14 protein-coding genes are annotated in these 12,530 nt (G+C 69.5%); 9 read left to right on the forward strand and 5 right to left on the reverse strand.

The genetic code is table 11. The annotated features are described in order from the left end of the window. Positions 1-184 precede the first annotated feature (184 nt). Complete coding sequence (gene thpR / locus ACZ5KP_RS08920) at positions 185-766, forward strand: RNA 2',3'-cyclic phosphodiesterase (RefSeq protein ID WP_460922286.1); 582 nt, start codon at positions 185-187, stop codon at positions 764-766. A gap of 40 nt (positions 767-806) precedes the next feature. Here thpR and ACZ5KP_RS08925 read toward each other — a convergent pair whose 3' ends face one another. Beyond that, positions 807-1,628, reverse strand: a complete 822-nt coding sequence (locus ACZ5KP_RS08925) for a class I SAM-dependent methyltransferase (protein WP_460922284.1) — start codon at positions 1,626-1,628, stop codon at positions 807-809. 140 nt (positions 1,629-1,768) lie between these two features. Here ACZ5KP_RS08925 and ACZ5KP_RS08930 point away from each other — a divergent pair, with 140 nt between their 5' ends. The 5 genes from ACZ5KP_RS08930 (at position 1,769) to ACZ5KP_RS08950 (ending at position 5,803) form a co-directional block, all read left to right on the forward strand. Next, complete coding sequence (locus ACZ5KP_RS08930) at positions 1,769-2,740, forward strand: phosphatase PAP2 family protein (protein WP_460922282.1); 972 nt, start codon at positions 1,769-1,771, stop codon at positions 2,738-2,740. 44 nt (positions 2,741-2,784) lie between these two features. After that, positions 2,785-3,162: a hypothetical protein gene (locus tag ACZ5KP_RS08935; RefSeq protein ID WP_460922280.1), complete on the forward strand. Its 378-nt coding sequence runs from the start codon at positions 2,785-2,787 to the stop codon at positions 3,160-3,162. A 145-nt stretch (positions 3,163-3,307) separates the two neighbouring features. Further along, the gene (locus tag ACZ5KP_RS08940) at positions 3,308-3,601 is read left to right on the forward strand and encodes a DUF7130 family rubredoxin-like protein (protein WP_460922278.1); all 294 of its coding nucleotides are present in this window, start codon (positions 3,308-3,310) and stop codon (positions 3,599-3,601) included. 105 nt (positions 3,602-3,706) lie between these two features. After that, complete coding sequence (locus tag ACZ5KP_RS08945; RefSeq protein WP_460922276.1) at positions 3,707-4,768, forward strand: hypothetical protein; 1,062 nt, start codon at positions 3,707-3,709, stop codon at positions 4,766-4,768. A gap of 93 nt (positions 4,769-4,861) precedes the next feature. After that, positions 4,862-5,803 carry a ketopantoate reductase family protein gene (locus tag ACZ5KP_RS08950; RefSeq protein WP_460922274.1) on the forward strand — a complete coding sequence of 314 codons (942 nt, stop codon included), beginning with the start codon at positions 4,862-4,864 and terminating at the stop codon, positions 5,801-5,803. Positions 5,804-5,900: 97 nt separating this feature from the next. Here ACZ5KP_RS08950 and ACZ5KP_RS08955 read toward each other — a convergent pair whose 3' ends face one another. Continuing rightward, on the reverse strand, positions 5,901-6,266 hold the full coding sequence (locus tag ACZ5KP_RS08955; RefSeq protein WP_460922272.1) for a NifU family protein: 366 nt from the start codon (positions 6,264-6,266) through the stop codon (positions 5,901-5,903). A gap of 172 nt (positions 6,267-6,438) precedes the next feature. Here ACZ5KP_RS08955 and ACZ5KP_RS08960 point away from each other — a divergent pair, with 172 nt between their 5' ends. Beyond that, on the forward strand, positions 6,439-7,530 hold the full coding sequence (locus ACZ5KP_RS08960) for an amidohydrolase family protein (RefSeq protein ID WP_460922270.1): 1,092 nt from the start codon (positions 6,439-6,441) through the stop codon (positions 7,528-7,530). A 93-nt stretch (positions 7,531-7,623) separates the two neighbouring features. Here the strand turns inward: ACZ5KP_RS08960 and ACZ5KP_RS08965 are convergent, their stop codons facing one another. Then, positions 7,624-9,048 carry a zinc metalloprotease gene (locus tag ACZ5KP_RS08965; RefSeq protein ID WP_460922268.1) on the reverse strand — a complete coding sequence of 475 codons (1,425 nt, stop codon included), beginning with the start codon at positions 9,046-9,048 and terminating at the stop codon, positions 7,624-7,626. A gap of 256 nt (positions 9,049-9,304) precedes the next feature. On the opposite strand from ACZ5KP_RS08965, the gene ACZ5KP_RS08970 reads away from it, so the two are divergent. Beyond that, positions 9,305-10,279: a formyltetrahydrofolate deformylase gene (locus ACZ5KP_RS08970; protein WP_460922266.1), complete on the forward strand. Its 975-nt coding sequence runs from the start codon at positions 9,305-9,307 to the stop codon at positions 10,277-10,279. A 92-nt stretch (positions 10,280-10,371) separates the two neighbouring features. Here ACZ5KP_RS08970 and ACZ5KP_RS08975 read toward each other — a convergent pair whose 3' ends face one another. Next, positions 10,372-10,548, reverse strand: a complete 177-nt coding sequence (locus tag ACZ5KP_RS08975; RefSeq protein WP_460922264.1) for a DUF7576 family protein — start codon at positions 10,546-10,548, stop codon at positions 10,372-10,374. 420 nt (positions 10,549-10,968) lie between these two features. On the opposite strand from ACZ5KP_RS08975, the gene ACZ5KP_RS08980 reads away from it, so the two are divergent. Beyond that, on the forward strand, positions 10,969-11,226 hold the full coding sequence (locus ACZ5KP_RS08980; RefSeq protein WP_460922262.1) for a hypothetical protein: 258 nt from the start codon (positions 10,969-10,971) through the stop codon (positions 11,224-11,226). A gap of 53 nt (positions 11,227-11,279) precedes the next feature. Here ACZ5KP_RS08980 and ahbB read toward each other — a convergent pair whose 3' ends face one another. Next, positions 11,280-12,377, reverse strand: coding sequence for a siroheme decarboxylase subunit beta (gene ahbB, locus ACZ5KP_RS08985; protein WP_460922260.1), 1,098 nt, complete (start codon positions 12,375-12,377; stop codon positions 11,280-11,282). Between the last annotated feature and the right edge of the window lie 153 nt (positions 12,378-12,530).

Raw genomic sequence — 12,530 nt, forward strand, 5'->3', positions numbered from 1 at the left:
ACCGCAACCGCCGCCGCTACCGCACGGCAACCGCTGCCGCCGCTACCGTACCGCGATAGCCACCATCCACCGACCACAACTGTAGCCACATCCGCACCCACGTCCGCACCGCTGCACCACCGCACCGCCGCTCCGTCCGCACCGACCGCAGTGAGCTTTTGTCTCCGCTCGCCCGACTTCGACCATGCGACTGTTCGTCAGCGTCGACCTGCCCGACGAACTTTCGGCCGCAGTGGCCGAGGTGCAAGCAGCTTTCGAGGACGCCAGCGGCGTCCGGCCCACCGACCCCGGACAGGCCCACGTCACGCTGAAATTCCTCGGTGACGTCCCGCGATCGAGTGCTGACGGCGCCGACGACGGTCCGGATCTCGACGCGACGATCGAGGCGGTTCGCCGTGGCGTCGAGGCCGCGGACGTGGAGCCGTTCGAAGCGTCGGTCGAGGGGCTGGGTGCGTTCCCCTCTCCCGAGTACATCAACGTGCTCTGGCTGGGGTTCGGGGACGGCACCGCGGAGCTCGCGACCCTCCACGAGCACGTCGAGGAGCAGACTGTAGGGATCGGCTTCGATCCCGAGGACCACGAGTTCACCCCGCACGTCACGATCGGGCGGATGGACCACGCCGGCGGCAAAGAGCTCGTTCAAGAGGTGCTGGCCGAGCGCTCGCCGAACGTCGGATCGTTCCGCGTCGAGGAGGTGCGCCTCACCGAATCGACGCTGGGGCCGGACGGCCCCGTGTACGAGACGGTCGAATCCTTCGAGCTGTAGCGATCGAGAGACCGACCTTCGCTGCCCCTGGACCGGCCGCTCAGTCCCGTTCGAGGACGAACAGGTAGCGCGTGTCCTCGCCCCGCTCGATCTCGGCGACCGACCACGCCGTCGGCGCCACGATCGATTCGAGCGCCGCGGGTGAGGCCATCAGGAGCGTCCGCCAGCGTCCGTTCTCGCCGTCGTAGCGCAGTCGGAACTGTCGCGTGGCGATCTCGTCGCCGCGATCGGTGCCGGCGTCGTCGGATCCTCCGACATCGGGCGATTCCAGCCATCGATCCGAGAGATACGCCCGGAGCGCATCGCTCTCGACGGCAGTCGGGTCGTAGAGATCGGCGACGATCCGTCCCCCCGGCGCCAGCACACGGTCGAGTTCGGCGAGGAGGGAGCGGAGTTTCGCGACGGTGCCGCCGGTGCCGACGTGCGTGCCGAGAAACAGTGCCGCGTCGAGCCGGTCCGCTTCCCGTGCTTCGACGCCGCCAGCCAGCGGGAGCGTCGCGAGGTCGCCGACGATCGCGGGCAGGCCGGTCCACTCGCGAGCGACCGCGATCGCGCCCGGGCTCTCGTCGATCCCGAGCACCTCGTGGCCCCGGTCGGCGAGCGGACCGAGCGCACGGCCCGGGCCGCAGCCGGCGTCGAGGACGCGAGTGGAGCGGTGGGCGTCGTCGGATCGGTCGGAATCGGGTCCGCCGTCGCAGGCGTCGATCGCCGCCCGTTCGAGCGGGCCCCACTCCTCGGGGCCGGCGAAGTACCACGCACAGTGGGCGGGCGACTCGTCGCCATCGCTGCGCTCGTAGACTGGCTGTCCCGCCAGCTGGTCCCGGTGGTAGTCCGCGACCATCCGCCCGAAGACGTCCGCCATCGACCGATCTCGGTGGCGCAGCGGCCTTTTGCCTTCCGGGTGCGTGCGGCGACCTCCCACGCGCCGGTGCCGTCTCGGACTGGGGCCCGACGAGCGCCGCCTCCACAGTCCTTACGACGCTCGACGGGATACTCCGGGCCGTGTCGCGTGACATCGGTGCCGTCGACGCCGTGCACTCGGTGCTACCCGAGGCGGCAGCGCTGCCGTTCGGACTGTTGACCCAGTTCGGCGACGTCTGGTTCCTCTTCGCGGTGGCGATCGCCTGCTACTGGTTCCGTCCCGCGGATCGCGACCTGGTCGCGGTCGCAATCGGCATCGGGATCACGACGGCGGCGGTCGTCGAAGCGCTCAAGGGCCTCTTCGGCGTCCCGCGACCCGGAACGCCGCTCGCGACGACCGACGGCTACCCGACGGTTCTCCACGGGATCGTCGAGGCGACGGCGACCGCCGGCGGCCACGGATTTCCCAGCGGCCACGCCACGCTCTCGACGGCCATGCTGCTCGCGCTCGCCGGTGCGGTTCGGATCGGATCGCCGCGTCGGCGTGCGGGGCTCGCGATCGGGCTGATCGGCGTGATTTCGCTCACGCGCGTCGCGCTCGGCGTCCACTTCCTCGTCGACGTGGTCGTCGGGGTCATGCTCGGACTGGCAGTGCTCACCGGCGTGGCCGTCGCCGTGCGGAGTTCCCCGGCGACCCCGCCGACGACGGCGTTCGGACTCGCCGTCGCGGTCGGCGTCGCCGGCGTCGCGCTGACGACGCTGCCCCTCGATTCCGCCGCCTCCGGGCGCTTCCACGTCGCTCATCACCCTTTCCTTGCGCTGGTCGTCGCACTTGGGGCATTCGCGGGCTGGCAGGCGCACGAGTACCGGCAGCGTGCGGTCGCTGAGCGGTCGGCGTGGCGTGGACTGGCGGCCATTGGCGGCGCCGGCGCAGTACTCGTTATCGGATCCGCCGGAGTGCTCGCCAGCGACGCGACGTTCGCGCTGGCCGGTGCCGCCGGACTCGGTGTGGCGACGATCATCGCGCTCCCGGGCATCGTCCCCGGCTTCGACGACGCGCTCGAGGGCTACGTCCCCCGGCGACTTCACGGACTGGGCGACATCGACGAGTGAGCAGCCGGCCCGTCTCCGGCGAACTGCCCGAACACTGACGGTGTGTGAGCGCCTATCGTGGGAACGATCCCGGGATGGCTCGCTACGAGACCGTCGTCGAGGACGACGTCGTCTACGTCGCCACGAGCGAGGAGCGCCTCGAGGTCGGCGACCTGGCGACGATCGTCGAGCTCGTCGGCGGCCCCGCCTGGACGATCGAGTACTCCGATCGCGAGAAACAGGCCCATCCCGAACTGAGCACCGCCGACGAGGGGTTGACCGTCGACGTGGTCGACACGATCAACGCGATGACCTTCGGCGACACCTTCGTCGAGACGCTGGCCGCACAGCCGGTCGATACGGCGGACGAGGCGGGCATCTCGCCGCGGCTCGGACTCTTCGTCGGGCGACTGCTCGAGAACCTCGAGTACGGGCTGCGGTAGCTCGCTGGCGAGGCGAGCGGGTCGGCGGTCGGTCGGCACGGCGACGTAGCTCCACAGCGCGTCGCCGGCTGGGGTTCGTGGGATCGGCGATTCTCGAACCAACCGCTGCGGTTCATTTATGCCGATCCGTGTTGAATGCTCACACATGGCAACACAGGACGCTCCCAGCGTCGCGTTCGGCGACGGCATCTACACCGAGGACGGCCAGCGACTCGGCACCGTCCGTGGGTTCGACGACAACGGGTTCTACGTCACGCTGCGAGACGGCGTCGACGCCCCGCATCCCCAGTCCCGGAGCACGACTGGCGACGTCGGCGAGATCAACCTGATGTGGCGGTGCTGGCAGTGTGGCGAGACCGGGCGCATCGAGGAAATCCCCGACAGCTGCCCCTCCTGTGGCTCCGGGAAGGAGGAGCTCTACTACTGGACGGAGGACTGACCCGTCGCGAGACGCTCTCCTCGCGATCACGTCCGCGGCGCGACCGGGTCGTCGAGCGCCGAAGGGAAGCGTTGAAGCACCGTCGGCGCGCCACATTCCGCTCAGATGGCTCCCGACGTCGGCGGACTCCTCTCGCTTGCGCTCTTGCTCGCCCTGGTCCTCGTCCCGCTCGCGTGGGTGGCCAGACATTACGCCGTCCGCCAGGACCTCCGAACGGTCCGTCGGGTGTTCCGGCTGGACGCCCTGGCGCTCGCGGTCGGCGGACTGTTGCTCGCCGCGAGCGCGGCGCTCCTCGTCCTCGCGTGGGTTCCGGACTCGCCCGTCACGATGACGATCTGTGCGGGGCTGCTCGCGCTCGGAACGGCCGCCGTCACCGTCGCCGTGGGCAACCGCGACTGGTACCGCTGGAGCCGCCAACTGCCGGTGGTCGCTCCCGACGAGGTCGAGCCGGGCCCCGTTCAGCTCGAGGGGCGGGCGATCCCCCTCGACGATCGCGTGCCCTCCTCGGTCACCCAGACGGACACCCTTGCCTACCGTGCGGTGACCCACGAAGAGTACGCCGTCCTCGGCAGGGGGTACGCCCACTCGACGTGGTCGTCGGTCTCCGTGGCCGACGACGCGGTTCCGTTCGGCATCGTCAGCGCGGCTGCGCTGGGCGGCGAGGCCGCCGAGGGCGGTCGTGAGCTGCCGGGGACGCTCCGTGCGGAGCTCGGCGATTCCGACGTGGAACTCCCAGCAGACGCGAAATCTGTCGCCGTTGACGGCCCGAACGCGGAGTTCCCGCTGCTCTCGCCGACCAGCCGGCTCGCCCGGGCTGGGCCGGCGGGGTCGACGCTCGACGGGCTCGAGCGCACGGTACCCGCGGAGCCGGGCGCCACGGCGCCCGTCTCCGACGAACTCGCCCGCGGCACCCGATCGCGACCGCGCGAGTACAGCGAGCGCCGGCTCGATCCCGGCGATCCGGTGTACGTGCTCGGCACGGCCCGCGAGACCGCCGACGGGGAGATCGAGATCGTCGACGAACCCGACGGTCCGCCGCTGCTCGTCGTCCGCGTCACCGCCGAGGCGGCGAAAGCCCACGCGCGGCGATTCTGCCGGACGTACGGCCTGCTCGGGCTCGGGCTGCTGGCGGTGGGTGCGGGAATCCTCGTTTCGGTCGGGCTCTGATCCCGGCGGAGAGCGGACTCGCCGGGTCGCGCTCACGTGTCGGTGCGCCCCAGCGACCGGCACGCAAAAGCCGGGCCGGCCCAACTGCGAACTATGGACGTACTCGTGATCGGCGCGGGGAGCCTCGGCAGCCTCGTCGGCGGGCTCCTCGCCCCTGACCACGACGTCACGCTGCTCGGCCGGGAGCCACACGTCGAGGCGGTCCGCGAGTCCGGACTCGCGATCGGCGGCGAACTCGAGGAACTGGTCAGTCCGTCGGCGACGACGGATCTCGGTGGGAGCGGTTTCGACCTCGCGATCGTGGCGGTGAAGGCCTCCGATACCGAGCGCGCAGCGGAGCGCCTGGGCTCCGTCGACGTCGACGCCGTCTGGTCGCTCCAGAATGGCCTGGACAACGAGGCGAAATTGGCGGCGACGCTCGACGCGCCGGTCCTCGCGGGAACGGCGACCTACGGCGCGGATCGAAGCGCACCCGGCTCGGTGACCTGCACGGGACTCGGTGAGCTCGCGATCGGCCCTCGTCCTGGCACGCCGGCGCCCGAAGTGGACGTTGCGCTCGCCGAGCGGATCGGCGTAGCGCTGTCGGGATCGGCGGACGAGCAGTCGGCGTTCGGCGCTCACCCCCGGGTCGTCGTCGACGAGGCGATGCCCGAGCGGCTCTGGCTGAAGCTGGCCGTGAACGCCGGGATCAACCCCGTCACCGCGCTCGCCCGGGTCCAGAACGGCGCACTCGCCAGGGGCGACGCTGGCGACACCGCCGAGCGAGCTGCGATCGAAGTCGCACGCGTGGCGCGAGCGTCCGGCATCGACCTCGACGACGCCGAGGTCGTTGCGGAGCTCGAGGCCGTGATCGAGGCGACGGCGGACAATCGCTCCTCGATGCTCCAGGACGTCGAGGCCGGCCGGCGGACCGAGATCGACGCGATCGCGGGGACCGTGATCGACCGCGCCGACGAGCACGGCGTCTCCGTGCCGACCGTCCGGACGCTCGCGTCGCTCGTTCGGGCCTGGGAGCGCGGACAGGAACTGCGATAGCGTCGGTTCGTGGGCCGATCACTGGTCGGGGTCGCCGTGGTCGTCGCTCGGCGTCGTGATCGAAACCGCCAACAGAAAAACCGTCAGTTCGACGGCCTCAGAACGGCGCCTGCGGGCCTTCGTCGGATTCGGGCTCCTCGCCGCCGGCCTCCTCGCCGGGGAAGGAGGGGCTCATGCCCTCACCGCCGCCGTGGCCGCCGCCGTCCATGCCGGTCGAGGCGTTGACCTTCTCGATCTCGGGGATCTCCTGGACCATCCGGGACTTGATCGCCTGGATCGTCATCGGGGAGATACCACAGCCGCTGCAGGCGCCGCCGAGCTGGATCGTGACCTCGCCGGTCTCGCGGTCGAGGTCCTGGATCGCCGCGGAGCCGCCGTGCATCTGAATCTGCGGGAAGTTACGCCGGAGGAAGTTCGCGACGCGATCCTCCAGGTCGTCGCCGCCCTGTGTCTCGGTGCTCATACGCCCGGATTGGCTACGAACGTGCTTAGGCCTTTGGTTGGCGGATCGAGCGCCCCTTCGGCGGTGGCCGCGTCGCGTTTGCGGTGTCGGGTTCGAGAATCCGGCAAGTGTCTGTACGGGCTCTTCGCGGCCGGCCAACGGCTATTTGTGATCTGGCATGCGACCAATTCGCATGCGCCGTCGGCTGACCCGGCGCGGCGCGCTCGCCACGATCGCGGCGACAGCGGGCTGCCTCGAGGACGTGTTCGGATCGGGCGACCCGGCAGCGTCGGTCGAGCCACGGGAGTGGCCCGCCGCGTACTACGGCGGCCCGCTGGTCTCGGCCCACGAGCACATGCACGGGCCGGACGGGTTCGGCATGACCGACGAGACGATGGACTGGTACGTCCGGTGGATGGCGCGCAATCGGGTCGCCCAGGCGATGGCGATCACGTACACCGACTACGCGCCCGTGGTCAGCGCCCACGACGACCGGCTGGTGCCCTACTGCCACGCCATGGATCTCGTTCGGGACGAACGCGACCGGCTCGCCGCTGCGATCGCGGAGCGCCTCGACGAGTACCCGCTCTATGAGGGGGTCGGCGAGTTCGGGCTCTTTCACGTCGCGGGTCCCAGCGGCGAGCCGCCGCTGCCGGCGAACGATCCGGTGTTGCTCGACGTGTACGACCTCGCCGCGGAGCGCGATCTCCCGGTGATGGTCCACGGCGGTCAGCAGGGCATCTACGGCAACGGCGAGGACCCCGTCGACCACATGGTGGCGGCGTTCGAGCACAACCGCGACTGCACCTTTCTCGTCCACGGCACCTTCATCAACGGCGTCACGATCGACGGCGAGACGGAGGTGCCGGTCGGCGAGGCCGTCGCGACCCTCTTCGATCGACATCCGAACTTCGTGTTCGACATCTCCGGACAGGCCTCGCCCTACGCCTACAACTGGCGCCGGCCGCCCGACGACGATCCCACGACGATCAGCGACCAGGAGACTCGCTCACAGACGTGGTTCGAGACCCAGATGCGACAACACGGCGGAGTCGAGGGCCACGCCCAGCGGCTCTACGACCGGTTCCAGCCGATTCTCGAGAACTACTCCGAGCGCGTGACGTGGGGGATGGACGCCAGCTGGCAGTGGCACTTCAACGACTGGGTGCTCGACACGTGGGTCGACGTGGGGCGCTCGGCGCTCGGGCGGCTCCCCGAGGCGAAGGCGCGAAACGTCGGCTACCGGACGGCTGCGGGACTCTTCGAGATCGACGTGGAGGCGTAAGCATCGACGTTGAGGCGTAGACATCGACGTAGGCGCGTAGGGTATCGGCGTGGAGGGGATCGATCGGGCCGACTGCTGTGCCGGACGCGATCGTCAGTCTTCCACCGTGACGGCGTACGTCGGCGGCGTGTACATGTTGTCCTCGATGTAGCCCCAGTCGTCGAAGTCGTAGATCGACGCGTCGCCGTTCGAGAACCCGTAGGCGTCGCCCGGTGCGTTGTAGTTCATCACGCTGGGGTACTCCCAGTAGTCGTAGCGGTACGAGTCGACGCCGTTGAACGTGCTCGAGTAGAGTCCCAGCGAGTGGCCGAGTTCGTGCATCACCGTGCTTCCGGTGTAGTCCTCGTAGGCGAAGTACTGGACCATCATGTCCGGTGAGGATGCAACTCCAGCGACGTTCGTCCCGCTCGAGTACGCGTCCTCGACGATGAGGAGGTAGTGGTACCCCTCGCCGCCGTAGTCCTTGTACGCCGCCCGGTAGTTCTGGTAGGAGCCCTCCCAGCTCGTCGTGGACTCCGCGGGGACGACGTCGCTGTGTTCGAAGTGTAGGCTGATCCCCGTCGAGCCGTCGGGGTTCGAGATCGGGGCGTTCGCGAACCTGTCCACGATCTCACTCCGGTCGGTGTAGGGGAGCGACGTTCCCTGCATCACGTCGACCTCGACGTAGACGTCCGTTCGGAGTGGATCCGCGCCGGGGTAGAGCTGGGTCTGGTGGACCTCCGGGCCGTCGAGCAGCCCGTCGCCGTCGGTGTCGTCGTCGGTCGGATCGGTGCCGTACGTCGCGACTTCTTCGCCGTCCTCCAGGCCATCGGCGTCGGTGTCGGCGTCTGCCGGGTCCGTGGCGTAGACGTCGACCTCCGCACCGTCGTCGAGGCCGTCCGCGTCGGTGTCGGCGCTCCCCGGGTCCGTGCCGTAGATGGTCACCTCGGCCCCGTCGTCCAGTCCGTCGCTGTCGGAGTCGGCGACCTGCGGGTTCGTGCCGTACTGGTTGACCTCCGGCCCGTCCTCCAGCCCGTCGCCATCGGTGTCCGCAACGGTCGGCTCGGTTCCGTACGTCTCGATCTCGGCACCGTCCTCGAGGCCGTCGGCGTCGGAGTCGGCGGCGGTCGGATCGGTCCCGTACTCGTTCACTTCCTCGCCGTCGTCGAGCCCGTCCTCGTCGGTGTCGGCGGCGGTCGGATCGGTCCCGTGCTCGTGGACCTCGTCGCCGTCCTCGAGACCGTCCCCGTCAGTGTCCGCCGTCAGTGGATCCGCGCCGGCGTCGACCTCCGGCCCGTCCTCCAGCCCGTCGTCGTCGGAGTCGGGATTGGTAGGGTTCGTCCCGGCTGCCTGCTCGGCGGTGTCGTCGAGGCCGTCGCCGTCGCTGTCGGCGGCGAGCGGATCCGTCCCCTCCGCCAGTTCGGCGAACGCTGGTTCGTCGTCCCCGTCGACCCCGACCAGTGAGGTCGCGCCGACGATCGCCACCGTCGCGATCGCGATAACGACGACCGCAGCAATCGCGACACGTAGCCGATTCATTGGGAACAAATTCGGTAGCAGTTCGGAAGTATTTGTTTGCTGAGCGTCGGCGGATGGCCGGTTCTCGTCCCCAGGCCGCAACTACGTCGTCTGCAGGTCGTAACCGAGCGGCCGCTCCGCCCGAAAACGGTGGGACGGCACCGTCGCCGCCGGCCTCGTTCTGCCGTCCGGCGACTGCCGGGAGACGGGAAGCCTTTTGCTCGCAGACGCGCCACGGACCGGGTATGCAGCGCACAGTCCCGCGGAGGTGGCAGCGATGACGAGCGAGTTCACCGAGATCACGGTGATCGGAGACGACGACACGGGACTGATCGCGCGAGTCACCACGCTCCTGTTCGAGCGGGGGATCAACATCGAGGACCTCGACCAGGCGGTCCGGGAGGGGCTCTTCCGGATGTCGATGACGGTCGACGCCTCGGGAATGGAGTGCACGAAGGACGAACTCCGCGCGGACCTCCAGGAGCTCGGCGACGACCTCGGCGTCGAGGTGCAGGTCCGCTTTCCCGCCGAGCGACAGACGCGACGGATCGCCGTCCTCGTGACCCAGGAGTCACACTGCCTCGAGGCGCTCCTCGACGCCTGGACGAACGACGAACTGGGCGCGGAGGTCTCCGTCGTCATCGGGAACCACGACGACCTCGAGCCTCTCGCCGCGAGCCACGGCGTCCCCTTCCACGACGTCGGCAGCGACGGCGGCCAGCCCGACGAGGAGGAACTGCTCGAGCTGCTCGGCGAATACGACGTCGACCTCATCGTCCTCGCCCGCTACATGCGGATCCTCTCGCCAAAGGTCGTCTTCCGCTACGAGGACCGGATCATCAACATTCACCCGAGCCTGCTGCCCTCCTTCCCAGGCGCTCGCGCCTACGAGCAGGCCCGCCAGGAGGGCGTCCGCATCGCGGGCGTCACGGCCCACTACGTCACCACGGACCTCGATCAGGGGCCGATCATCACGCAGCGCGCCTTCGACGTGCCCGACGGCGCGACCGCCGAGGAGCTAGAGCAGCGCGGGCAGCCCCTGGAGGCCGAGGCACTGCTGGAGGCCGTCCGGCTCCACCTCGAGGGCGAGGTCCACGTCCACCGCGGGCGCACCCACCTCCGCGACGAGGCGGATCCATCCGCCTACCAGCTCGGGCTCTCCCGCGAAGCGCGGCTGGCGAACCCCGACCGGCCGGTCGACGGGCTCGGGGACGCGGTCCAGAGCGAGGAAGCGGGCGGAACGACCGACTGACCGGCGGAGCGGTTCGGATTCTGCGGTGGGATCGCTTCGGCGTCGAGAACTGACTCGGTGGCAGCGGTCGCGATCGTGGCGTCGCGGGCCTCTCAGAACTCCGCTCGGCAGTCCTGGCCGCAGAAGTGTCGGGACTGCACGCTTCCGTCCTCGACCCACGTCTCGACGACGTGTTCGGGGTCCTGCACGATCGGATCTCCGCAGGTCGCACACGTTGGCGCGTTCTCGGCGGTGACGTCCTCGCCGAGGTCCGACGTCGGATCTACCATTTGGCGTCGGTGCGAGGTGGAGGGAGAAAAACGTGCCGTAACGGGCGGAACTCGCGCCGACGGCGGGCAGCCACCGGAGACCGTGGATCGGCGGATCGGCGCCCGCTCGGCGTCACCAGTTGGGAACAAGATTGTAGCGTGCTCGGCCGCTAGCGGCGACCGGACGCACGCCCACGTCACACGCTCCATGGGATTCCGTGCGTCCGCTCCCTGCTCTCCGGAGCGGCTGCACTGGCAGGCGACGCGCCGCCGTCTCGCCGGACCCTCGATGCTGGGGGCTCCACTGCGCGAGCGTACGGCTGCAGGAATGGGTTCCGGGTGCAGTCACCGACGCGATGGGGCAGTTCGCGGCTCGATCGGTCTCGAGACGGCGCCGGAACGGAACTTTCAAGGGTGCAACTCGGGGAGATACGAGCAGGAATGACGCCGGTACCGCTCCAGTGGATGAACGACTTCCTGCTGGAATACAACATCGGGCACGCGCTCTTCGTGGGCTTCGTCCTCTCTATCGTCGCCGTCCTGCCCCTGCAGTCCCGGAAGCTATTCGCGCTGAACGCCGGCCTGTTCGGCGTGATCTTCGCGCTCGCACCGATCTCGGCGAGCGGCTTCCAGTGGCGGCTGCTGGGCATCGTCCTGATCGTCCTCGCGCCACTGCTCTACCTTACGTCGGACGAGTAACTCGGTCGGACGGTCGCTTCGTCACGCACGTACGCTTCGACTGCCTGCAGTGACTACTCCAGCAGCGCCTCGTACCGGGCGCCGGTCTGTTTGAGCGTCGCCGTCGAGAACAGTCGCTCGTGCTCGACCGGCAGGTACGTTTCGGCCAGTTCGTCGACCTTGGCGTCGACGGCGTCGGCGTCCCGGCCGTGGATCATCGTGAAGAGGTTGTACGGCCAGTCGCGCTCGGGCCGTCGCGGGCGGTGGTAGCACAGCGTTACGGATGGGAGCCCGCCCACGGTGCGCCCCCGCTCGTCGAGTTCGTCGTCGGGCACGTCCCAGACGACCATGCAGTTGTTGTCGAACCCGGTCGCGACGTGGTTGACGACGCAGCCGATCCGCTTGATGCAGTTCGCGTCGCGGAGCCGCCGGACGCCGTCGAGGACGTCCTCGGCGGTCGCGTTGGCGCTCGCCCCGTGGGGCGCGTCGAGGGCAGCCGCGAGGTCGGCGTACGGCGTCGTCGTGAGAGGGAACCCCTCCTGGATCGCGAGCAGGAGATCGGCGTCGAACGCCGAGAGGTCTCCCCTGGCGGATTCGGCGATCCGGGTCGCCTCGACGCCCTCCGCGGCGGCGCTCTCCCGGGCGAAGCGGTCGTCGTTGACCACCGGGAACTCGAGGTCGATGTAGTAGTCCGTGAGCATCGGGAGGACGAGGGGCTCGAGACCGGTCTCCGCCGCGATCTCTTCGAGGATGGCGTCGCGGCGATCGAGGGAGCCCGCCGTCACGACGAACCACATGTTCCACTCGTGGTCGCGCCGATAGTTGTGGTTCACCTGTTCGTGGGCGTTGACGGCCTCGGCGACCGCGTCGAAGCGATCCGCTGTGGCTGCGCTTCGGGTGTCCCGGGCGCCGTCACCCTCCGGGACTTTCAGCGCCGCGAGCGTCGAGGAACCGATCACCGGCGGATTCAGCACCGGTCCGAACCGCCGGAGCAGCCCGCGATCGAGCAGCGCCTCGACGCGGGCGAGTGCGTCCGCTTCGTCGGTCCCGATCGCGTCGCCGACCGCGCGGAACGGCCGCTGTTCGATCGGAAACCCGCTCTGGAACCCGTCGAGGATGCGCGCGTCGATCCCGTCGATCGCCGCTCGCCACTCCCCCGTCGCCTCGCTCATCGTGCGGGCTAGGAGCAGTGCCGGTGTATCGCTTTCGGGATCGAATCGCGCTGTTCGTCCGTTCCCGGCAACGGGCGTGGGGTACTAACGGACGTGTGGTACGTCGCGACTTCGAGCGGTCGGAGCCAGTAGCGGCGACGCCCCGACGGACCC

The organism is Salinarchaeum chitinilyticum, from assembly GCF_055390775.1.